The sequence below is a fragment of the Streptomyces sp. NPDC015131 genome (assembly GCF_043079975.1).
Taxonomy (GTDB): domain Bacteria; phylum Actinomycetota; class Actinomycetes; order Streptomycetales; family Streptomycetaceae; genus Streptomyces.
Genome location: NZ_JBIBVB010000003.1, coordinates 524164 through 546308 on the forward strand (window position 1 = coordinate 524164; position 22145 = coordinate 546308).

The 22145-nt window shown below is 73.4% G+C and carries 14 protein-coding genes and 1 pseudogene; 5 read left to right on the top strand and 10 right to left on the bottom strand.

All coding sequences use genetic code 11. From position 1 onward, the window contains the following. The first annotated feature begins 58 nt into the window (after window positions 1-58). Together ACF08D_RS13740 and ACF08D_RS13745 are read left to right on the top strand one after the other, a co-directional pair. The gene (locus ACF08D_RS13740; RefSeq protein ID WP_392222796.1) at window positions 59-1351 is read left to right on the top strand and encodes an alanine racemase; all 1293 of its coding nucleotides are present in this window, start codon (window positions 59-61) and stop codon (window positions 1349-1351) included. An 11-nt stretch (window positions 1352-1362) separates the two neighbouring features. Next, window positions 1363-2946 (top strand): amidohydrolase family protein, encoded by a 1584-nt coding sequence (locus ACF08D_RS13745; protein WP_392222797.1) that lies wholly within the window; start codon window positions 1363-1365, stop codon window positions 2944-2946. Between the two features lie 158 nt (window positions 2947-3104). Here ACF08D_RS13745 and mptB read toward each other — a convergent pair whose 3' ends face one another. Together mptB and ACF08D_RS13755 are read right to left on the bottom strand one after the other, a co-directional pair. Further along, entirely contained in the window at window positions 3105-4574 is a 1470-nt protein-coding gene (gene mptB, locus ACF08D_RS13750; protein WP_392222798.1) for a polyprenol phosphomannose-dependent alpha 1,6 mannosyltransferase MptB, read from the bottom strand. 199 nt (window positions 4575-4773) lie between these two features. Beyond that, on the bottom strand, window positions 4774-5553 hold the full coding sequence (locus ACF08D_RS13755) for an SDR family NAD(P)-dependent oxidoreductase (protein WP_392222799.1): 780 nt from the start codon (window positions 5551-5553) through the stop codon (window positions 4774-4776). A gap of 142 nt (window positions 5554-5695) precedes the next feature. On the opposite strand from ACF08D_RS13755, the gene ACF08D_RS13760 reads away from it, so the two are divergent. Together ACF08D_RS13760 and ACF08D_RS13765 are read left to right on the top strand one after the other, a co-directional pair. Then, a complete protein-coding gene (locus tag ACF08D_RS13760) occupies window positions 5696-6907 on the top strand; it encodes a pyridoxal phosphate-dependent aminotransferase (RefSeq protein WP_392222800.1) in 1212 nt (403 codons plus the stop codon). Window positions 6908-6987: 80 nt separating this feature from the next. Continuing rightward, entirely contained in the window at window positions 6988-7380 is a 393-nt protein-coding gene (locus ACF08D_RS13765; RefSeq protein ID WP_392222801.1) for a hypothetical protein, read from the top strand. Window positions 7381-7520: 140 nt separating this feature from the next. Here the strand turns inward: ACF08D_RS13765 and ACF08D_RS13770 are convergent, their stop codons facing one another. Both ACF08D_RS13770 and ACF08D_RS13775 read right to left on the bottom strand, forming a co-directional pair. Next, a complete protein-coding gene (locus tag ACF08D_RS13770; protein ID WP_392222802.1) occupies window positions 7521-9272 on the bottom strand; it encodes an Ig-like domain repeat protein in 1752 nt (583 codons plus the stop codon). A gap of 253 nt (window positions 9273-9525) precedes the next feature. Then, window positions 9526-11352: a phosphoenolpyruvate carboxykinase (GTP) gene (locus tag ACF08D_RS13775; RefSeq protein ID WP_392222803.1), complete on the bottom strand. Its 1827-nt coding sequence runs from the start codon at window positions 11350-11352 to the stop codon at window positions 9526-9528. Window positions 11353-11578: 226 nt separating this feature from the next. Between ACF08D_RS13775 and ACF08D_RS13780 the strand changes: the two genes are divergently transcribed. After that, window positions 11579-12256: a hemolysin III family protein gene (locus ACF08D_RS13780; protein ID WP_392222804.1), complete on the top strand. Its 678-nt coding sequence runs from the start codon at window positions 11579-11581 to the stop codon at window positions 12254-12256. 72 nt (window positions 12257-12328) lie between these two features. Here the strand turns inward: ACF08D_RS13780 and ACF08D_RS13785 are convergent, their stop codons facing one another. The 6 genes and pseudogenes from ACF08D_RS13785 to ACF08D_RS13810 all read right to left on the bottom strand — a co-directional run bounded on the left by ACF08D_RS13785 (window position 12329) and on the right by ACF08D_RS13810 (window position 21720). After that, the gene (locus ACF08D_RS13785; protein ID WP_392222805.1) at window positions 12329-14776 is read right to left on the bottom strand and encodes a galactose oxidase-like domain-containing protein; all 2448 of its coding nucleotides are present in this window, start codon (window positions 14774-14776) and stop codon (window positions 12329-12331) included. Further along, window positions 14773-15273 (bottom strand): annotated as a pseudogene (locus tag ACF08D_RS13790) (GtrA family protein); the annotation flags it as partial. The pseudogene ACF08D_RS13790 and the gene ACF08D_RS13785, both read right to left, overlap by 4 nt. A 194-nt stretch (window positions 15274-15467) precedes the next feature. Beyond that, on the bottom strand, window positions 15468-17177 hold the full coding sequence (locus ACF08D_RS13795) for an ArnT family glycosyltransferase (RefSeq protein WP_392222806.1): 1710 nt from the start codon (window positions 17175-17177) through the stop codon (window positions 15468-15470). Beyond that, on the bottom strand, window positions 17174-18418 hold the full coding sequence (locus ACF08D_RS13800) for a glycosyltransferase (protein ID WP_392223191.1): 1245 nt from the start codon (window positions 18416-18418) through the stop codon (window positions 17174-17176). Before ACF08D_RS13800 ends, ACF08D_RS13795 begins: the two co-directional genes overlap by 4 nt. Window positions 18419-18704: 286 nt before the next feature. Continuing rightward, the gene (locus tag ACF08D_RS13805) at window positions 18705-20744 is read right to left on the bottom strand and encodes a thioredoxin domain-containing protein (protein WP_392222807.1); all 2040 of its coding nucleotides are present in this window, start codon (window positions 20742-20744) and stop codon (window positions 18705-18707) included. A gap of 196 nt (window positions 20745-20940) precedes the next feature. After that, window positions 20941-21720: a response regulator transcription factor gene (locus ACF08D_RS13810; RefSeq protein ID WP_392222808.1), complete on the bottom strand. Its 780-nt coding sequence runs from the start codon at window positions 21718-21720 to the stop codon at window positions 20941-20943. Window positions 21721-22145: the final 425 nt, after the last annotated feature.

The following is a 22145-nucleotide window of genomic DNA, read 5'->3' on the forward strand; positions in this document are numbered from 1 at the left end:
CCGGATGTTAGACACCACTGAGCGATATACGCAATGACCGTTGCACAGAACGCAACAGATGGAGAGGGTGAGCATGCACCTCAAGGCCGAGCACCTGGACCGGGAGCCCGTCGACCACCGGTTCAAGGGCCTTCCCGCGGACGCCGAGGGCCTGACCGTGGGCGAGCTGGCCGCCCAGCGCCGCGACCTCTTCACCGGCGGGTTCACCACCCCCGTGCTCGCCCTGTCCGCCGAGGCGCTGGAGCACAACCTCGCCCTGCTGGAGACCTACGCGGAGCGGCACGGCCTGGCCTTCGCCCCGCACGGCAAGACCTCCATGGCGCCGCAGCTGTTCGACCGGCAGGTGGCGTACGGCGCCTGGGGCATCACCGCGGCCGTGCCCCACCAGGCGCGGGTGTACCGGGCGTTCGGCGTCCGGCGGATCTTCCTCGCCAACGAGCTGGTGGACGCCGCCGCCCTGCGCTGGGTCGCCGCCGAGCTGGAGCGGGACCCGGACTTCCGCTTCGTCTGCTACGCCGACTCCGTGCGCGGCGTCGAGCTGATGGACGAGGCGCTGACCGGTGCGGGCGCCTCCCGCCCGGTCGACGTGGTGGTGGAGCTGGGCGCGGGCGACGGCGCGCGCACCGGGGCGCGCACCGAGGCGGACTGCGCCGCCGTCGCGGACGCGGTCGCCGCGGCACGCACGCTGCGCCTGGTGGGCGTCGCCGGGTACGAGGGCGAGGTCCCGGACGCCACGCCGGAGCGGGTGCGGGCCTGGCTGGAGCGGCTCACCGGCCTCGCGGTGGCGTTCGACCGGGACGGCCGCTTCCCTGACGGGCTGGACGAGATCGTGGTCAGCGCGGGCGGCAGCGCCTGGTTCGACACGGTCGCCGAGGTGTTCGCGGAGCTTCCCGCGCTGTCCCGCCCGGCGCTGAAGCTGCTGCGCTCCGGGGCGTACGTGTCGCACGACGACGGCCAGTACCGGAACCTCACGCCCTTCAACCGGGTCCCCGAGGAGGGCGCCCTGCGGCCCGCGTTCCGGCTGTGGGCCCAGGTGGTGTCCCGCCCGGCGCCGGACCAGGCGTTCGTCAACGCGGGCAAGCGGGACGCCGCGTACGACCTCCACCTCCCCGAGGCGCAGGTCGTCCGCTCCGCCCGCGACGGATCGGTGCGCCCGGCCGACGGGATCACCGTGAGCCGCCTCTCGGACCAGCACGCCTGGCTGGAGACCGCGCCCGGCGCGGAGCTGGAGGTCGGCGACTGGGTGGGCATGGGGCTGTCGCACCCCTGCACCTCGTTCGACAAGTGGCAGCTGATCCCGGTGGTCGAGGCGGACGGCACGGTCACCGACTTCATCCGTACCTTCTTCTAGGAGCGGCCGGCATGGACCTCGTCATCAGGGACGTCCGCGTCGTGGACGGCACCGGCGGCCCGTCGTACCGCGCCGATGTCGGTCTCACCGGCGGCCGGATCGCCGCGATCCGCCGGGAGGGCGACCGCTCGCCGGCCGGCTCCCACGTGCTGGACGCGCAGGGGCTCGCCCTCTCCCCCGGCTTCGTCGACATGCACGCCCACAGCGACCTCGCCCTGCTCCGGGACCCGGACCACAGCGCCAAGGCCGCGCAGGGCGTCACGCTCGAAGTGCTGGGCCAGGACGGCCTGTCGTACGCGCCGGCCGACGACCGCACCCTGGACGAGGTCCGCAAGGCCATCACCGGCTGGAACGGAGACGGTTCCGACGTCGCGTTCGACTGGCGGACCGTCGGCGAGTACCTGGACCGCCTGGACCGCGGCTTCGGCGGGCGCGGCATCGCGGTCAACGCCGCGTACCTGATCCCGCAGGGCACGGTCCGGGCGTACGCCATGGGCTGGGAGGACCGCCCGCCGACCGCCGCCGAACTGACCCGGATGAAAAGGCTCGTGGCCGAGGGCCTGGAGCAGGGCGCCGTCGGCATGTCGTCCGGCCTCACCTACACGCCCGGGATGTACGCGGCCGACGCCGAACTGACCGAGCTGTGCCGGGTCGTGGCGGCCCACGGCGGCTACTACTGCCCGCACCACCGCAGTTACGGCGCGGGCGCCCTCGCGGCGTACCAGGAGATGATCGCGCTCACCCGGGAGGCGGGCTGCGCGCTGCACCTGGCGCACGCCACCATGAACTTCGGCGAGAACAAGGGCAGGGCGCCCGAGCTGCTGGCCCTGCTCGACGAGGCGCTGGCCGGCGGGGCCGACATCACCCTCGACACCTACCCCTACACCCCCGGCTGCACGACGCTCGTCGCGCTGCTGCCCAGCTGGGCGAGCGAGGGCGGCCCGGAAGCGGTGCTGGCCCGGCTGCGCGACGACGCCACGGCCGAGGCGATCCGCCACCACCTGGAGGTCACCGGCTCGGACGGCTGCCACGGCGTGCCCGTCGACTGGGACACCGTCGAGATCTCGGGCGTCACCGCCCCCGGCCTGGCCGGCTTCACCGGCCGCCGCCTGGACGGCTGGACCACCGCCCGGCGCCTGCTGATCGAGGACCGGCTCGGTACGACGATCCTCCAGCACGTCGGCCACGAGGAGAACGTGCGGGCCATCATGCGCCACCGGGTCCACACCGGCGGCTCCGACGGCATCCTCCAGGGCGCCAAGCCCCACCCGCGCGCCTACGGCACCTTCCCGCACTACCTGGGGCGGTACGCGCGCGAGCTGGGCGTGCTGTCGCTGGAGGAGGCGGTCGCGCACCTCACCTCGCGCCCCGCCGCCCGCCTGCGCCTCCCGGACCGGGGCCTGGTCCGCGAGGGGTACCGCGCCGACCTGGTCCTCTTCGACCCGGACACGGTCGCGGCCGGCGCCACCTTCGAGGCACCGCGCACCCTCCCGACGGGCATCCCGCACGTCCTGATCGACGGCCGCTTCGTCGTCCGGGACGGCCGCCGCACGGACGTCCTGGCCGGCCGCGCGATCCGGCGGGCGCCCTACTAGGGCCTGTCGTTCGGATCTTTCTGGGCTCGCGTGCCCTGGCACGCACATCTGCGGCGTTGTCGTCGGTCGCCAATGCTCCGCAGTGGCTCCCTCCTCCGCCTTGCATCTGCACGCACCAGACCCCGCTCACTGATCCAGCCTGATCCAAACGAAAGGCCCTAGGTCGTACGGGCCCGGTCGCGTTCCGCCGCGCGCGGGCCGGGCACCCGGCCGGGCCCCGTGACGGCGGCGCGCTCCCGGCGCAGCAGCAGGGCGCCGCCCAGGCAGACGGCCGCCGCCAGGGCGAAGCCGTACGCGGGCGTGGCGCCCGAGGGCGCGGTCACGTACACCAGGGCGGCGGACAGCACCACCAGGGCCCGTACCACGCGGCCGTCCCGGCCCCCGGTGGCGGCGGCCACCACGACGGTGCCCCAGAGCAGGTACCAGGGCTGGACCATCGGCGAGAGGACCACCAGCGCCACCAGGGCCAGGCCCAGGGCGTGCACCGGGTCCCGGCGGCCCCGCACCGCCTGCCAGGCCAGCCGGGCGATCAGCGCGAGCGCCACGGCGAGGCCCACGCGCTGGACGGCCGCCTTGACCGGGTCCGGGTCGGCGCCGCCCAGCAGGCGCAGCAGCTCGCCGAGGGCGAGGCCCAGGTCGCTGCTGACCGACAGCGCGGTGTGGATCGTCCCGGCGACGCTCTGGGTGCGCAGCCAGCCGAAGCCGGTGCCGGCGAGCAGCGTCGCGGCCACCGCCACCGCCACCGCGACCGCCCCGGGCCCCAGCAGCCCCTTCACCGCCCGGTGGAGGACCGTCCGGCCGCTCGCCGCCCGGGCCACCAGCACCCCGGTGAAGAGCAGCGCCACGGCGGCCGGGGACTTGACCATCGCCGCGAGCCCGACGACCGCGCTGCCCACCACCCACCGGCCGTCCCGGGCGAGGACGACACCGGTCAGCACCAGCGCGGCCATCAGCCCGTCGTTGTGCGCCCCGCCCACGACGTGCAGCAGGAGCAGCGGGTTCAGCGCCCCGAGCCACAGCGCACCGCCCTCCCCGCCCGGGGAGGACCGCCCGAGCCGCCGCAGCGCCCACACGATCAGCGCCAGCGCCACCACGGCGATCAGCCGCATCCCGAGGACGGCGGGCACGATCGTCCCGCCCGTCACCCAGGTCACCGCCCGGGCCAGCAGCAGGAAGACCGGCCCGTACGGGGCGGGGGTGTCCGTCCAGTTCCCGCCGACGCTCGCGGCGGCGTCCCCGCCGGGGCCGCCCGGGTCGAGCACGGTCGGCCCGGCGCCGTACACGTCGTGGCCCTCCAGGACCATGGCGCCCTGGGCGATGTAGCTGTACACGTCGGCGCTGTACAGCGGCGGGGCGAGCAGCAGGGGCGCGGTCCACCACAGCAGCGTCACCCGCGCGTGCCGGGGGCCGGCCCCGGCCCTGCCGTACAGCCACCAGGCGGCGACGAGGAGCGTCAGCCCGAGGTACGCGACGACGGTGGCCGCCACGGTGGCCCCCGGCCCGTACGGGACCCAGATCCCCCACGGCTCGCGGGCCGGCAGCGTCCCGGCCACCCAGCCGCCCGCGGCCACCGCGACCGCCCCGGCCGTGCCCAGCCACCGGCACCCGGCGGCACTCATTGCCCACATGACCGGCCAACCTATCGGGCACGCCCCGCACGAGGGCCCGCCGGTACGGCGAGGAGGGGCCGTGCAGGGTCGCCCCCGCAGGGGATCGGCGGCGAGTGACGGCGACAGGAACGGGTGGGCGCCCCGCCGACCCCGAGGAGGTGAGCCCGGAGGGGCCCCGACCGTACCCACCGGCCGCGAGCGAGGCCGCACCGCGCGGTCAGCCGTCCCCGACGACCTGCGCGAAGCCGGTGTTCACCGCCGTGACGCCGCCGTCCACACGGAGCGTCGTCCCGGTGACCCAGGACGCGTCCGGCGAGGCCAGGAACGCCACCGCCGCCGCGACGTCCTCCGGTTCACCCACCCGGCCCAGCGGATAGACCCGCTCCGCGAGGGCCGTCAGCTCGCGCTCCCGGCCCGCCCAGGCCCGGGTGCGGATCGTGCCGGGGTTGACCTGGTTCACGCGGACGCCCCGCCGGGCCGCGTCGGCGGCGAGCGTACGGGTGAGCGAGGCGAGCCCGCTCTTCGCGGCGCTGTACGCGTGGCCGCCGAACGCCTGGTCGGCGTTGACCGACCCGATGTTCACGATCGCGCCGCGCCCCGAATCGGCCAGGTGCCCCAGCGCGGCCCGGGCGCAGCGCACGGCGCCCATCAGGGTGACGTCCAGGGACCGCCGCCAGATCTCGTCGTCCTCGTCCTCGGAGCGGGGCCCGTCGGGGACGCGGGCGAAAGCGTTGTTGACCAGCACGTCCAGCCGCCCGAACGTCGCCACGGCGTGGGCGACCGCCGCGTCGACGGCCGCGCGGTCGGCCACGTCGCACCCGTGCGCGACAGCCCCGGGGACGGTGTCCGCGACCTCCCGGGCGAGCCCCTCGTCGAGGTCGGCGACCAGGACGCGGGCGCCCTCCGAGGCGAGTCTGCGCACGATCGCCTCGCCGATGCCGCGCGCCCCGCCCGTGACCAGTGCGCCGTACCCGTCGAAGCGCCGCAGAGCCGTCATCCGCCGATGATGCCCAGGTCCGCGCGGGGCGATCAAGAGGGCGTACGGCCCGGGCGCGGCGGCCACGCAAGGGCCCCCGCAGTGACCCCGCAGTGGCACAAAACACGAGGCGCCCTCCGCGCCACCGCCGTAAGCTCGCGGCATGCAGGTGATCCAGTCCACGAAGCTCGCCAACGTCTGTTACGAAATCCGCGGCCCCGTGCTCGAGGAGGCGATGCGGCTCGAGGCCGCGGGTCACCGGATCCTGAAGCTGAACACCGGCAATCCCGCCGCGTTCGGCTTCGAGTGCCCGCCCGCGATCCTGGAGGACATCCTCCGCAACCTCGGGGAGTCGCACGGCTACGGCGACGCCAAGGGCCTGCTGTCCGCGCGCCGGGCGGTGATGAGCCACTACGAGACCCGGGGCATCCCGCTGTCGGTGGAGGACATCTACCTCGGCAACGGCGTGTCCGAGCTGATCCAGATGGCGATGCAGGCGCTGCTGGACGACGGCGACGAGGTCCTCGTACCGGCCCCGGACTATCCGCTGTGGACGGCGTCGGTGTCCCTCGCGGGCGGTACGGCGGTGCACTACCGCTGCGACGAGCAGTCCGACTGGATGCCGGACCTCGCGGACATCGAGCGCAGGATCACCGACCGGACCAAGGCCCTCGTCATCATCAACCCGAACAACCCGACGGGTGCGGTGTACGACGACGAGATGCTGCGGGGGCTGACGGAGATCGCCCGGCGGCACAACCTGGTGGTCTGCTCGGACGAGATCTACGACAAGATCCTGTACGACGGCGTCACCCACACCCCCACCGCCGCGATCGCCCCCGACCTGATGGTGCTGACCTTCAACGGGATGTCGAAGAACTACCGGGTGGCGGGCTACCGCAGCGGCTGGCTGGCGGTGTGCGGGCCGAAGGCGCACGCCTCGTCGTACATCGAGGGGCTGACGATCCTCGCCAACATGCGGCTGTGCGCCAACATGCCGGCGCAGCACGCCATCGCCGCCGCGCTCCAGGGGCTGCAGTCGATCGAGTCGCTGGTGCGGCCGGGCGGGCGGCTGCTGGAGCAGCGGGACGTGGCGTACGACCTGCTCACACAGATCCCCGGGGTGACGTGTGTGAAGCCCAAGGGGGCGCTGTACCTCTTCCCCCGGCTCGACCCGTCCGTCTACAAGATCAAGGACGACCGGCAGATGGTGCTGGACCTGCTGCGGGCCGAGAAGATCATGGTGGTGCACGGCACCGGCTTCAACTGGCACGAGCCGGACCACTTCCGGATCGTCACGCTGCCCAACGCCACGGACCTGGCGGACGCGGTGACCCGGATCGGGACCTTCCTGGACGGCTACGGCCAGCACTGAATCCCGCACATGGAGTCAGCTCAACTTTAGACACGATCCAAGGTAGGATGGTCTCCTGTCGAGAGCAGGAGGCCGTCCTCATGTACGAACCGATCCGCACCAAGTCGGTCCACCGGATGGCCGACGACGCCCGGGACCGCGGCCCGCACCGGTCCCGCGAGGAGGAGCTGGACATCCAGCTCGCCGGGCACCTCTCCGCCCTGCTGGCCGTCACCGACGAGATCGGCGACGACCCGGCGGCCGAGCGCATCGCCCAGCAGGTCGCCCGGCTGCGCGGCGCCCCGCCCGCCCGGCACGCGGGCCTCACCGGCGCCGCCCCCGCCGCCCTGCACACCCGCGCCCACGCCCTCGCGGGCCGCGCCCTGGTCGTCGCCGCCTCCCGGGCGGACACGGCCGCCGCGATCCTCGCCGCCGAGCGGATGGACGCGCACACCGCCGCGCTGGCACAGCTCCGGCTGGTCGGCGCCGCCTGAACGGCCCCGGTCCGCGCCCGGGGAGGGCGCGGACCGGGTTGCCACCTCTCACGGGCGCGCCGGCGGCGCACCCGTACCGCCGCGCGTCAGCAACGCACCCGTACCGCCGCACGCCGGCGGCGGCCCCGCTCCGCCGCGCGTCAGCGGCGCACCCGTACCGTCGCCTCCGCGCTCGACTCCGCGTGGACGTCGTCCCCGGCGTAGCTCACGGTGTACGTCACCTGGCCGCGCACCCGCGCCAGGTCGCCGATCCGGAACGTGCCGTCCGCGGCCACCGCGGCCGAGGTCAGCGCGCCCGAGCCCTGCTTGTCGGTGCGCTGGACGGCGAGCGTGATCCCGGCCGGGAGCGGGCGCCCCTGGGCGGTCAGCTTCCCGGTGATCTCCAGGGCCTGGCCCTTGACGGCCTCGGCGGGCGCGGTGAGCGTGAGGGCGCTCGGCGCCTTCGCCACGGAGACCGTGAGCGCGGTGTCCTCGGCCGGGCGGTGCGTGAGGTCGCCCAGGAACGACAGGGTGTACGTCGACTCCCCCGTCCTGGCGGGTACGTCGAGCACGGTGAACGTGCCGTCCGCCGCGACCTCCGCCGGGGCGAGCCTGCGCGTGCCGTCCGCGTCGGTCCGGACGGCGGTGACCCGCACCGGCTCGGCGGGCGGCGGGCCGTCCAGCTCCAGGCGGCCCCGGATGCCCACCGGTTCGCCGACGACGGCCTGCCCGGGGGTGGAGGTGAGCCCGCCGGTGAAGCGGGCGTCGTGCTGGGCGGCCGGCGGCCGGACGATGTGCAGCCAGTAGGCGGTGCCCGGCGCGTTGGTGGTGAGCGCGAACAGCCGGGTGCCGTCGGCGGACCACTCCATCCCGCGCGGGACCACCCGGTTGCCGTCGAGGTCGCCCTCGTAGGCGAATTCGAGCGGCGTGGTGCCGTCGGCCGGGTCGGCGGGCTGGATCAGCAGGTCGGGCACGGAGCCCGTGGCGGCGGCGCCGCGCGCGACGTACTTCCCGTCACCGCTGAACGCCACGGCGGAGGCCACCGCCCCCTGGGGCAGCGGCTGATACGGCACGGGGGCGTCGGCGAGGCCGGCCGCGTCCAGCAGCCGGGTGCCGTGCGCGGCGTCGGCGACCGCGAGGCGCGTGCCGTCGGCGTTCACCGCCAGGTCCTTCAGGTCCAGGCCGCCCTTGCCGTCCGGGCCGGCGAAGCGGCGGGACTCGCCGCGCACCGGGGTCGGCCCGCCGGTGGCGAGGGACGTCAGGGCCGGGTCGGTGGCCTTCTCGTTCCTGGCCTGCCCGAGGAACAGCCGGTCCGGGGCCCCGGGTCCGGCCTCCAGCAGCATCCGGCCGGTGACGGTCCACCCGGTGGCGGTGGAGGCACCGTCGGCGGCGGAGTCCAGCGCGTGGACGGCGTAGGCGCACTCGCTCTCGTAGGTGGCGTTGCCCCGGGAGAACCACGTCCGGCCGCCGGAGAAGGCGAGTTCCCGCCCGCAGACCTCGCTGCTCGTGGGGGTGCGGCCGGTCTCCTGGAGCGTGGTGGTGTCGTAGGCGGCCACCGCGAACCGCTCGCCCACGTACAGGGTCGAGGAGTCGGCACTGAGCGCCAGCCCGGAGACGGGCGTCGTGCCGGTGAGGGTGGCCACCCGCCGGCCCTCGAAGTCGTAGACCAGGACCTGGCCCTTCTCGGTGGAGTACCACCGCTTGTCCGAGACGTAGACGCGCTGGTGCGCGGAGTCGACGGCCAGGGCGGAGTACGAGGCGATCGGCAGCTTGGCGACCACCTCGTCCGGGCCCGCCTCGGCGGCGGCGGGAGCGGCGGCCGGGGCGGCGGCACCGGCCGGGCCGGCCGTCCCGGCGGCGAGCGCCAGGGCGACCAGGGCGGACGTGGTGAATAAGCGTACGGACGTGCTCAACGGAACCCCCCACAAGCATGGTTGGCCCTCCCTGTGACGGGAGGGACATGTGAGGGAACGGTAACCGCCGGACACCGCGTACGCACACGGGTTCGAGAGGGTGTGTCAGAAATCCCCGGACCGGGGGCGGGGGAAAGAGCCCGGCCCCCGGAGCCTGAGGGGGCTGCCGGGGGCCGGTCGCATCGCGGCGGGTCATTCGTGAACCCACAGGTCAGGGCGGATGTCGGGCTGACCCGCCGCGACGTTCGGACGGTCAGCCCAGACGGGCGACCAGGGCGCGGTACTCGTCCCACAGCTCCTTGGGCGTGTGGTCGCCGAAGGTGTTGAGGTGATCGGGCACCAGGGCGGCCTCCTCGCGCCAGACCTCGGTGTCGACCTTGAGCAGGAAGTCGAGGTCCGCCTCCGGCAGGTCGAGCCCGTCGGTGTCCAGGGCCTCGCGGGTCGGCAGGACGCCGATCGGCGTCTCGACGCCCTCGGCGCGGCCCTCCAGGCGCTCGACGATCCACTTCAGGACGCGGCTGTTCTCGCCGAAGCCGGGCCAGACGAACTTCCCGGCGTCGTTCTTGCGGAACCAGTTGACGTAGTAGATCTTCGGCAGCTTGGCCGGGTCGGGGGCGTTCGCGCCCACCTTGATCCAGTGGGCCATGTAGTCGCCCATGTTGTAGCCGCAGAACGGCAGCATGGCGAACGGGTCGCGGCGCAGCTCGCCGACCTTGCCCTCGGCGGCGGCGGTCTTCTCGCTGGCCACGTTGGCGCCGAGGAAGACGCCGTGCTGCCAGTCGAAGGACTCGGTGACCAGCGGTACGGCGGTGGCGCGGCGCCCGCCGAACAGGATCGCGGAGATCGGCACGCCCTTGGGGTCCTCCCACTCGGGCGCGATGATCGGGCACTGCGAGGCGGGCACGGTGAAGCGGGCGTTGGGGTGGGCGGCCGGGGTCGCGGAGTCCGGCGTCCAGTCGTTGCCCTTCCAGTCCGTGAGGTGCTTCGGGGCCTCCTCGGTCATGCCCTCCCACCACACGTCGTTGTCGTCGGTGAGGGCGACGTTGGTGAAGACCGCGTTGCCCCAGAGGGTCTTCATGGCGTTGGCGTTGGTGTGCTCGCCGGTGCCCGGCGCGACACCGAAGAAGCCGGCCTCGGGGTTGATCGCGTACAGCCGGCCGTCCTCGCCGAACCGCATCCAGGCGATGTCGTCGCCGATGGTCTCCACGGTCCAGCCGGAGATCGTGGGCTCCAGCATGGCGAGGTTCGTCTTGCCGCAGGCGGACGGGAACGCGGCGGCGACATACTTCGACTCGCCCTGCGGCGGGGTGAGCTTGAGGATCAGCATGTGCTCGGCCAGCCAGCCCTCGTCGCGGGCCATCACGGACGCGATGCGCAGCGCGTAGCACTTCTTGCCCAGCAGGGCGTTGCCGCCGTAGCCGGAGCCGTACGACCAGATCTCCCGGGTCTCGGGGAAGTGCGAGATGTACTTGGTGGAGTTGCACGGCCACGGGACGTCCTGCTCGCCCTCGGCCAGCGGGGCGCCGAGGGTGTGGACGGCCTTGACGAAGAAGCCGTCGCTGCCCAGTTCGTCGAGGACGGCCTGTCCCATGCGGGTCATGGTGCGCATGGAGACGGCGACGTACGCGGAGTCGGTGATCTCGACGCCGATGGCGGAGAGCGGCGAGCCGAGGGGGCCCATGCAGAAGGGCACCACGTACATGGTGCGGCCCTTCATGGAGCCGCGGAAGATGCCCTTCTCACCGGCGAAGAGGTCCTTCATCTCCGCGGGGGCCTTCCAGTGGTTCGTGGGGCCCGCGTCCTCCTCCTTCTCGGAGCAGATGAAGGTGCGGTCCTCCACGCGCGCGACGTCGGTCGGGTCGGACGCGGCGTAGTACGAGTTCGGCCGCTTGATCGCGTCGAGCTTGCGGAAGGTGCCCTTGGCGACGAGCTCGTCGCACAGACGCTCGTACTCGGCCTCCGAACCGTCACACCAGACGACGTTGTCCGGCTGCGTGATGCTCGCGATCTCGTCGACCCAGGACACCAGCTCCTGGTGGGTGGTGGGGACGGTGGTGGGAGCCGCATTACCGCGCGCCACGATTGCTCCTTGATGAGGGGTTTTGGGTTGTCTGCCCCGTGGGGGCTGCGACCCGGATGCTTCGTTGCATAAACCTCTGGCGCTCATCCGGTGCCGACCGCACTCATCTGATCATCCGCGCCTTGTGCGCATATGTCCAGAGGGCCTCTCACGTGAGCATGGCCACTCCCCGGGGGCGGTCACGGGGGCTCTCCGTACCTGCGGAAGCGTCGGTAGCATTCCCGGCATGACTGCCGTCACGTCCGAAGTCACCGAGATAGACCCGCCGCCGGTGAAGCCGAGGCTGCGCGGCTGGCTGCACGCCGGGATGTTCCCGGCCGTCCTGATCGCGGGCATCGTCCTCACCGCGCTCGCCGACTCCACCCGCGGCCGGATCGCCTGCGGCATATACGTCCTCACCGCCTGCCTGCTCTTCGGAGTGAGCGCCGTCTACCACCGGGGCGACTGGGGCCCGCGCGCCACGGCCGTGCTCCGCCGGCTGGACCACGCCAACATCTTCCTGATCATCGCGGGCACCTACACCCCGCTGACCCTGCTCCTGCTCCCCGACTCCACCGGCCGGGTGCTGCTGTGGGCGGTCTGGGCGGCGGCGGTCGCGGGCATCGCCTTCCGGGTCTTCTGGGTCGGCGCCCCGCGCTGGCTCTACACCCCGTGCTACATCGCCATGGGCTGGGCGGCCGTCTTCTTCCTCCCCGACTTCCTGCGCACGGGCGGCATCGCGGTGCTCGTCCTGGTGGTCGTCGGCGGGCTGCTCTACAGCCTGGGCGGTGTGGTGTACGGGCTGAAGCGGCCCAACCCGTCACCGCGCTGGTTCGGCTTCCACGAGGTCTTCCACTCCCTCACCCTCGCCGCGTTCGTCGCCCACTACGTCGGCATCTCGCTGGTGGCCTACCGGCACGGCTGACCCGCCCCGGTGTGCGCGAGGGGGCCGGCCCGGGCGGGGCCGGCCCCCTCGGTCGTGCTCCCGGGCGGCGCCTCACCGCCGGGGCGCGGCCCCGCGGACGTCCCCCTTCCCGCACGCCACGCCGTCCCGGTCCGGGTCGAGGCGCAGCGGGTCGTCCCGGCCGTTGAGCCTCAGCCGGCCGTAGTCGTGGTCCGCCAGCCAGGCGCAGCGGGCCCCGGTCGTCGCCTTCACCGCCGCCGGGAACACGGTCGGCACGCACACCCCGGCCGTGCCGTAGTGCCGGTCGCACCCCGCGATCCGGGGGCTGACGGGCACCGAGTCCCGCTTCTTCAGCGGCTTCTTGGGCGCCGCCGCGAGGTCGCCCGCGAAGTCGTGGACGTGCGCCGACCGCTCCGCCTCCGCCGCCATGGCGGGCGGCCCGCCGAGGTGCACCCACCGGGCCACGGACGGGATCCCGGCCGCGTCGACCGCGAAGAGCATGTACCAGCCGGGCGGGGCGAGGTTGGGGTTGCCGGTGACGTTGAGGTCGACCGTGCGGTCGTCGACCACGGACAGCGGCAGGTCCACGAACCGCTGGTTGGGGTCGGAGGAGTGGGTGACGGCGGCCGGGCGGATCAGCTCGGCGCGGGCGACCGGCCGGTCCACGGTGATCCGCCGGGTGTCGCCGTACGCCCACCGGTCGCCGGCCACGGACGTGATGCGGGGGCGCGGCCCCCGGTGGAGGTACGGCGGGGTGTAGACCGACACGTCGTGGTTGTAGGTGCCGTTGCCGGGGTTGTCGCCGACCGCCATCACCCGCCCGTCGGGCAGCAGGAACGCCGCCGAGTGGTAGCCGCGCGGGACGGGGTCGGCGGCCATGCCCGCCCGGTAGGTGTCGGTCGCCGGGTCGAAGACCGACGCCTCGTACACCGGGTCGGCCCGGTCGTGCAGCGCCCCGCCGGTCTCCAGGACCGTGCCGTCGGGCAGCAGCACCGCCGAGACGTACATCTTGCCCTCGTCCCCGGTCTGCGGGCGCTTGCCCTGGCCCTGGTCGACCAGGCCGTGCGGGAGGGGCGGGCCGGGGGTGTAGGCGGGGCTGGGCTGCTTGAGGTCGATGATGTCGGTGAGGCGGTTGGCGACGGGGTTGGTCTCGTTGTTGCCGCCGCCGACGGTCAGCACCCGCTGGTCCTGGGCGGGCGGCAGCAGGACGCTGGCCGACTCGTCCCGCTGGTCCTTGTTGCGCAGGCCGGGGACGTCGGTGATGGTGTTGGCGTCGTAGTCGTAGATCGACGCGCCGGTGCCGGGGGTGCCGTTGCCGAAGGTGTGGCTGCCGGAGTAGAACAGCCGCCCGTCCTGCATCAGGATCATGGACGGGTACAGGCCCCAGTACGACCAGGTCTGATTGACCTGGTTCAGCGGCAGCCACTTCCCCTGGGCCGCCGAGAACCGCTCCGCGGTCACATTGCCGGTGGAGTCCTCCTTCAGCCCGCCGAAGGTGATCACGTCGCCGTTGCCGAGGATCGTCGCGGACGGGTACCAGTGCCCGTCGTGCAGGTCGTTGGTCCGGGTGTACGTCTCGGTCGCCGGGTCGAAGACGTACGAGTCCTTCAGCCCCTGGTAGCCGATCCGCCCGTCGGCCGACGGGTAGCCCTTGTTGCCGCTCATCACCAGCACCCGGCCGTCGGACAGCTGCACATGGCCGGCGCAGAACATGTCGACGGGCGTCGGGATCGTCCGGAAGGAGCCGTCCGCCGGGTCGTACACGGCGGAGGTGAAGGTGCCCGCCTCGAACAGCCGCTGGTCGTTGCCGGACCCGGCGATCAGCAGCACCTTGCCGCCCCGCAGGACGACCGCGTGCATGGACCGGACCGGGTTCTTGACGGGCAGCACCTCCCAGGACCCCTTGGCGCACTGCTCGGCCGTGCCGGTGCACACCGGGTCCGGCGCGGGCGGGGCGGCCTCCTCCATCGCGTAGTCGTCGGTGGTGACGCTGCCGGTGCCGAAGACGGAGACGCCCCAGGCGATCCGGTCGGTGCCGGGCGGCACGGCGGGGGTGCGGACCTCCGCGCGCGTGTAGGCGCTCTCCGCCGGCAGGGTCTTGAGGTCGGTCCAGTACTGCCAGCCGGCCGCCGTGTCGTGCCGGAAGAGGGTGATCGCCGCGTCGGGCGTCGTCGACTTGTACCAGAGGGACAGGTCGTACTGGTGCCCGGCGGTCACGGCCGGGGCGCAGGCCGCCGACTCGGTGACGAGGGCCTTGCGGTCGCCGTCCGTGCGGCGGGTCAGCTCGACCTTCATGGCGCGGTCGCCGGAGCGGGCGTCGGGGGTGGTGGTGAAGGTGTAGTCGTTGTCGCCCCAGCCGGACCGGGACCAGCAGGCGGGCAGGGCGTCCGGTCCTGTGCCGGGGGTCTCGAAGCCGGGGTTCCTGACGAGGTTGGTCCCGGCGGCAGCCGGGTGCTGGGTGGCCGCCAGCAGCCCGGAGGAGGCCAGGGCGCCGAGGGCGAGCAGGGCCACCCTCCGGCGCCGGTGCGCGGTCCGTTTCACCTGGTGTTCCTTCCCGTGCGGGCCGCTCGCGCCCTGCGGGGCAGGTAGACCAGCGCCTCGGTCCCGGCGAAGCGCAGGACGAAGGTGGTCAGCAGCGCGAGGGCGGTGGCGGGCAGCACCGCGAGGTGGAACTGCCCGGTGAGGAGGACGATCAGCGGGAGGCGCAGGACCAGGTCGGCGTTGGCGAGGAGCGCGAACCGCCCCGCCCGGTCGGCCCAGTGCCGGTGGTGGCGGCGGTCCCGGAACAGCAGCACCTCGATCAGGAGGAAGTTCCAGGCGATCCCGAACTGGTTGGCGGCGATCTCGGCGGGCAGGTAGTGCAGCCCGGCGCCGGTCAGGGCATGCAGGACGGCGAGGTTCGGTACGAAGCCGGTGAGGCCGATCAGGCCGAAGGCGGCCATCCGGGCGAGCGGGGACGCGGTGCGCGGCCCCACCAGGTGGCGCGGGAACCGCGGCCCCTCCCGCGCGGTGGACGCGGAGCCGCCCGCGTACCGCTCCCCGGCGGCGGACGGCACCCCGGCGCCCCGGGCCGCGGCGCGCCGGCCCCCGGCGAGTCCGGCGCGGCTGCCGCCGGGCGGGTGCCGGGGGCCGGCGTCCACGACGACCTCTTCGGCGCGGGCGGCGACGGCGACCGGCAGGGGGATCGCGCCGCCCGCGGGGGCGGTGTCCTCCGCTCCGGCGGGCCGGCCGGTCACGGGGCCTCCGTCCGGGCGGCCCGGCCCGTGCCGGTGGCGGGCGGCCGGGTGATCCTCCTGATCTCGACGCGCTCCTCGCCCTCGCCGAAGACCGCGACGGGCGCCGAGTGCTCCAGGGCGGCCCGGACGGTGGGCAGGTCGCGCGCGTCACGCCGTACGGTCGGGGAGGCGACCACATAGTCCAGGTCCCGCCAGCCGCCGGGCAGGGTCCTGGTCACCGCGGGGTCCAGGTCGGCCTTGTAGAACCAGATGGCGCCCGGGCCCGGTGTGTAGCCCGCGTGCACCAGGTCGAGCCAGAGCGCGTCGTCGACCAGCACGCGCGCGTGGGCCGGGTCGGGGACCTCACGCCCCAGCCAGGCGGCGGCGGCCCGGTAGGGGGCGTTGGCGTCAGCGGTCATGGCGGTGCGGTCGCCCTCGTACCACCGGGGGACGACATGGACGGCGGCGGTCGCGGCGAGCAGCACGGCGGCGGCCCGCCGGAACGGGACCAGCCGCGGCACCGGGCGGCCCCGGCGCAGCACGGCGTGGGCCAGGCTCGCGGCGCCGCCCGCCAGGACCAGGGCGAGGAAGGGCAGGGCCTGGATGACGTACATCGCGGGCAGGTAGCCGGAGGGGCGCAGGGCGACGAGCGCCAGGATCGCGACGGCCAGCGCGGGCCCGGCCAGCGCCCGCGCGGTGACCGACCACCTGACGGTGAGCAGCAGCAGGGCGGCGCCGGCGAGCCCGCCGAGCGGCAGGATCCGGTCGTAGTAGAGCCAGGAGTCGAGCACGCCGTTGGAGCCGGTGCCCTCGGTGAGGAGGAAGCCGGAACCGGGACGGCTCATCTGGTACGCGATGCCGTCCCACAGCGAGACATGCCCCTCGCCGGGCAGCAACTCGCCCTTGAGGAGGGCGAACAGCGGGTACGACAGTCCGGTCAGGGCGCAGGCGGTGACGGCTCCGGTGACGGCGAACTTGCGGGTGTCGCGGTGGCTGTGGCGCCACATCGTCACCATCAGCGCCGGCAGGACCACCAGCATGGTCTCCTTGGTGAGGACGCCGACGGCGGCGGCGAGGCCCGCCCCGAAGTGGTGCCAGAGGTGCCTGCTGGGCGAGGCGGCCAGGCAGAACGCCAGCAGCATCCACATCACGGCCAGGTTGTCGAGGAAGATCTCCCGCTGGAGGACCACGGACAGCGGGGAGAGCCCGAACAGCGCCATGGCCAGGCCCGCCGCCCACCGCGGCAGCCACAGCCGGCGCGCCAGCACGTACACCATCACCGCCGAGGCGGCGCTCACCAGCAGCATCACCAGCCGCATGGGGGCGACGGTCATCGTCTCCGGCGCGATCAGGGACGGGATCCAGGTGAGGGCGGCGAGCTGCATCCAGCCGAGCGGCGGATGGTCGTACCAGTACGTGTAGTGGGCGAGGCCGTGGCCGTTCTGCACGGCCCACGCCTGGGCGAGGTAGGTGCCCTCGTCGTCGCTGAGGGTGGGGTACTGCTGGATGTTCCAGCCCTGGACGAGCAGGATCGCGGCGAGCAGCACCCCGCACAGCAGCAGGTCGGGGCGGGAGCGGCGGAAGCGGACGACGGGCCGGGCGACCACCCGCCGCTTGTCGGCCGGGTCGGCGACGGCGGCGGTGGCCGACGCGGCGGGCGCCGCGGGCGTGGCGGGTCCTGCGGGCTTGGCGGGTCCTGCGGGGGCGGGGGGCAGGGTGGCGGTCACCGGGCGGCCTCCTCGGTGACGAGGTGGGCGCCGACATGGCTGGTCAGCTCCCACTCGGTGCGCCCGCGCTGCTCGCGCCAGACGGCCCGGACCGCCGCGCCGGCCAGGAGCATCTGGTAGAAGGGCCCGCCGGCGATGAGCTTCAGGTAGTGGACGAGGCGGACGCGCAGCCCGTACTGCCGGCCGAAGTCATGGAGTCCGACGATCTCGAAGACGAAGGTGACCAGGGCGGTCAGCAGCGGCAGGAAGGTGATGACGGCGACGCCCACGGGCACGTCGAGGAAGAGCGCGACCGCCACGTTGAGCGGGATGACCAGCCCGGTGAAGGCCTGCATGAACGGGGTCATCAGGGTGTGGCGGGCGAGCATCCGCTGTCCGAGGGTGGGCAGCCGCCGCCAGTCCTTCTTCCGGTACACCTGGAGGAAGCCCTGGTTCCACCGGGTGCGCTGCTTGAGCAGGCCGGCCAGGGTGCCGGGAGTCTCCTCGCGGGTGACCATGTCGGCGTCGTAGGCGACGACGACCTTCTTGCCGGCGCTGGACAGCCGTACGCCCAGGTCGCAGTCCTCGGCGAGGCAGTCCGGGTCCCAGCCGCCCGCCTCCCGCAGGACGTCGGTGCGGACGAAGACGGTGTTGCCGCCGAGCGGGATGAAGCCCTTGGCGGCGTGCAGGTGCAGCCGGGAGCGGAACCAGAAGAAGTACTCCAGGCAGTTGCGCAGGGAGTACCAGCTGGAGTGGAAGTTGATGAGCTGGACGCCGCCCTGGACGACGTCGGCGCCGGTGGCGGTGAACGCGTGGTCCACGTGCGCCAGCAGCTCGGGGTGGACCTGGTCCTCGGCGTCGAAGACCCCCACGACGTCGCCCCGGCAGTACGGCAGGGCGGTGTTGAGGGCCTTGGGCTTGTTCTTCGCCGGGTGGGTGTCGGTGACGACCCGTACGCGGCCGGGGTCGCGGGCCGCGGCCCGTTCGGCGACCTCGGCGGTGCCCGGGTCGTCGTGGCCCACGATCACGATGATCTCGAAGTCCCGGTGGCGGGACGTCAGCAGGCGCTGGACGGTGTGCTCCAGGACGAGCTGTTCGTGCCGGGCGGGCAGCAGCAGCGAGAACGCCAGGCCCGAGCGGCCCTCGGGGCGCTCGAAGCGGGTGGCCGCGAGCGTCTCGGGCGTGCGCCAGGCGTGCATCTGCCACCACAGGGTGAAGGCGGCCATCCAGAAGAGCGCCAGCGATATGGCGGCGACGGACATGGAAACGAGCACGGGAAAGTACCCCCCTCCGGCCCCACCACGGCGGAAGACGGGTGCGCACGCCGGTGACCCCACCGGTGGCGTGCCGCTGCCGCGGTACGGCCGATCCCCAAGAGACATGACAGGGGCGGATCGCGGCAGGACCCCCCTGGCCGTCGACGCCCTCGTTCAACGTCCGCGCTCGCCCTCCCCAGAACGGCGCGGCGCCCCCACTCCTTTGTCCGACGAGAATAGAGGCAGGGAGTGACAGACAGGAGCTGTCCCGATAGAAACTGTGTTTCCGCCCTCAGTTGGCCAAAGTGCGCGCCAACTCGTCCGCGTCCGTGGTAGGGGCGTCACAGGTGAAGTGGCGGCAGACGTACGCGGCGGGCCGCCCGTCCACCAGCGGGCGGTCCCTGAGCAGCGGGAACTCCTCGTTGCCGGCGCCGCCGCCCGGTTCGCCGAAGGCGACGACCGCGCCCGGCGCGGTGCCCAGCAGCGCGGCCCGGTGCAGCGCGCGGGCGGCGGGGTCGTCAGGGCGGCCGGCGACCGCGACCTCGCGGGGCCCGTCGAGGAGCGCCTCGGCGACGGCCAGCCCCCAGCCTTTGAAGCGGGGGGCGCGCGGCCCGAGCGCGGCGACCACGCCGAGGGCGCCCTCGGCGGCGGTGCGGTGCGCCTCGGAACCGGTGTGCGCGGCGTACGCCAGCAGGGCGCCGGCGGCGGCGGTCCAGCCGGAGGGCGCGGCGTTGTCGGTGGGGTCCTGGGGGCGGCGGATCAGCCGCTCGGCGTCGTGCGCGGTGTCGTAGAGCGCGCCGCCCTCGCCGGTGAAGCGGTCCAGCACCAGGTCGAGCAGGAAGCCGGCGAACTCCAGCCACGCGCCCTCGCCGGTGACGCCCGCCAGCGCGAGGAAGCCCTCGGCGACGTCCGCGTAGTCCTCCAGCACCCCGGCGTTGGCGCCCGCCCTGCCGTCGCGGGAGGTGCGGGTCAGGCGCGCCCCGCTGTCCATGTGCAGCCGTACGAGCAGGTCGGCGGCCTCCGTGGCGCGCTCGACCAGGTCGGGGCGGTCGAAGTAGGCGCCGGTCTCGGCGAGCGCGGCGATCGCCAGCCCGTTCCAGGCGGCGACGATCTTGTCGTCCCGGCCCGGGCGGGGGCGCTCCTCACGGGCGGCGAGCAGCCGCTCCCTGATCCGCTCGACGCGCCCGGCGTCGGCCACGCCCGCGTGCTGCGGGAGTTGCAGCACCGAGGCGCCCTCCTCGAAGGTGCCCTCCTCGGTGACGCCGAAGTGCCGGGCGGCGTACGCGGCGTCCTCCTCGCCCAGCACCTCGCGCAGCTGCGCGGGTGTCCACACGTAGTAGGCGCCCTCCACGTGCCGGCCCGTACCGTCGTCGGAGTCGGCGTCCAGCGCGGAGGCGAAACCGCCCTCGGCGGTGCGCAGTTCGCGGACCATGAAGTCGGCGGTCTCCAGGGCGACCCGGCGGGCCAGGTCGCTGCCGGTGGCCCGCCACAGGTGGGCGTAGACGCGGCACAGCAGGGCGTTGTCGTACAGCATCTTCTCGAAGTGCGGCACCACCCACTCGCGGTCCACCGAGTAGCGGGCGAAACCGCCGCCGAGCTGGTCGTAGATCCCGCCCCTGGCCATCGCCTCGCAGGTGTCGGCGGCCATCTGGAGGGCGCCCTCGGCGCCGGTGCGGGCGTGGTGGCGCAGCAGGAACTCCACCACCATGGACGGCGGGAACTTCGGCGCCCCGCCGAACCCGCCGTACCGCTCGTCGTAGTCGCGGGTGAGCCCCAGCAGCGCCTGGGCCAGCTCCGGCTCACCGGGCACCCCGGCCCCGCCGGGCACCAGGGAGCGCCCGGCCAGCTCCCGGACGATGTTGCCGGCGACCTCGTCGACCTCCTCGCGCCGCTCGGCCCAGGCCACGGCGACGCCCTGGAGGACCTGCCCGAAGGACGGCATGCCGTGCCGGGGCGCGGGCGGGAAGTAGGTGCCGAAGTAGAACGGCTCGGCGCCGGGCGTGAGGAACACGGTCATCGGCCACCCGCCGTGCCCGGTGGCGGCCTGCACGGCCTCCATGTACACGGCGTCGACGTCGGGCCGCTCCTCGCGGTCGACCTTGACGGGGACGAAGTGCTCGTTGAGGTATGCGGCGGTGGTCTCGTCCTCGAAGGACTCGTGCGCCATCACATGGCACCAGTGGCAGGAGCTGTAGCCGACGCTCAGCAGCACGGGCACCCCGCGCCGCCGGGCCTCCTCGAACGCCTCGCCGGACCAGGGCCACCAGTCGACCGGGTTGTCGGCGTGCTGGAGGAGGTAGGGCGACGTCTCATGGGCGAGTCGGTTCGGCATACCCCCATCCTGCCGGATCCCCCACCGCGGGCGCCGCTGCCGGCACCGGTGCGGCGACGGTGGCCGGGCGCCGAATTCTCCGGCACTTTCCACGAGGCGGCAATGGCACCACACGGCTTCCCGGAAAAGCACCGGGCGCACGGCATTCGACCGGGGGCGGGCACGCGGTGCCGGAAACACGGGACACCGGGAGGGGTCACATGAGGAGGAGTCCCGCCTCTATGGCTCTGACGACCGCGAGTGTCCGATTCGGACAGTTGAGTTTGGCCAACAGTATTCCGACCGTGCGTTTCACCCCGTGCTCGGATATACTCAGCGACCGAGCGACCTGCCGATTGCTCTGCCCCTCGGCAATAAGGCGCAGCACCTGATGTTCGCGTGCCGTCAGCGCGACCATGGACGCACGTTTCGAGGGGGAATCATCGCCGTGGTGATGGGGGGCTGTCACGGAGCGCCGCACCAGGGACGCCGACACGTGAAAGCGTCCGGCCCGCACGTCGGCGATCGCTTCGCGCAGAGTCTCGGGGCGGAGATCCGCCCAGTCCACGAAGCCCTTCGCCCGATCGGCCCAGGACTGCTCGATGACGTCCGCCGGGTCCACCAGGATCAGTAACGGCGTGTTGTGGACGCGCAGCTCGTCGGCGCACTCGTCGGGCATGGCCCCCAGGGCGTTGCCGGACGTGATGATCAGACGACCGTCACGGAGTGGCGAGAAATCGTTGTCATGCTTGACGGTCAGCACGGCCGACTGCATGTCGAGCGAGCGAAGCATTCCTTCGATGCTGTACCGGCGAATATCGTCCGGGATTATCAGCGTGACCGCCGCGTCGACCTGCCACGGCGATTGCCCTGTCGCCGGGGAAGCCCGCATGCCGTAGATGTCGGAAGCCGGGTATTCCATGTGCCGGGCGTAGCGTTCATGCTTTTCGCCACTCGAAATCGATTGCCGCGTGAAACTGTCCTTCACGCTACTCATACCAATGATCCCCCGTTTTTTCACGCCAAATCTCGAAGGTTCCACCCAACGATAGATGAGCATGGCACGGAGCGGCGGGAGCTGTCCACCCCGATCCGGTCGGCACAGGAGGGGCACAGGCGGTGAGCGGTGGAATAGGCCGCGCCCGGTCGAGCAGGTTTCCCCGGTGTGAATAGTTCGCGCGGGAACACGTGGCGTTGATCACGTGGGCGGGCGGTGCCGGGGCTGCGTCTCCCGCTCGGGGGGCCTGGCGGGAGCGTCTGACCTGGGCGGACGTCCATCGGATGGTGCCGGCTGTCCGGTCGCCGGTGGGCGGGAGCCGTGCGTGGCCGCTTCCGGCGGGCCGGAGTCGCCGGAAGCGGCGCCCCTTATTGGAGGGCATGAAATCTCTCGGTACGCAAATCCGCCGAGGGCACAAATGAGTT

Excerpts from the sequence above, each read along its gene's own strand:
- ACF08D_RS13740 (WP_392222796.1), top strand. The coding sequence starts at position 59 with ATGGAGAGGGTGAGCATGCACCTCAAGGCCGAGCACCTGGACCGGGAG.
- ACF08D_RS13745 (WP_392222797.1), top strand. The coding sequence starts at position 1,363 with ATGGACCTCGTCATCAGGGACGTCCGCGTCGTGGACGGCACCGGCGGC.
- mptB (WP_392222798.1), bottom strand. The coding sequence starts at position 4,574 with ATGTGGGCAATGAGTGCCGCCGGGTGCCGGTGGCTGGGCACGGCCGGG.
- ACF08D_RS13755 (WP_392222799.1), bottom strand. The coding sequence starts at position 5,553 with ATGACGGCTCTGCGGCGCTTCGACGGGTACGGCGCACTGGTCACGGGC.
- ACF08D_RS13760 (WP_392222800.1), top strand. The coding sequence starts at position 5,696 with ATGCAGGTGATCCAGTCCACGAAGCTCGCCAACGTCTGTTACGAAATC.
- ACF08D_RS13765 (WP_392222801.1), top strand. The coding sequence starts at position 6,988 with ATGTACGAACCGATCCGCACCAAGTCGGTCCACCGGATGGCCGACGAC.
- ACF08D_RS13780 (WP_392222804.1), top strand. The coding sequence starts at position 11,579 with ATGACTGCCGTCACGTCCGAAGTCACCGAGATAGACCCGCCGCCGGTG.
- ACF08D_RS13800 (WP_392223191.1), bottom strand. The coding sequence starts at position 18,418 with ATGTCCGTCGCCGCCATATCGCTGGCGCTCTTCTGGATGGCCGCCTTC.
- ACF08D_RS13805 (WP_392222807.1), bottom strand. The coding sequence starts at position 20,744 with ATGCCGAACCGACTCGCCCATGAGACGTCGCCCTACCTCCTCCAGCAC.
- ACF08D_RS13810 (WP_392222808.1), bottom strand. The coding sequence starts at position 21,720 with ATGAGTAGCGTGAAGGACAGTTTCACGCGGCAATCGATTTCGAGTGGC.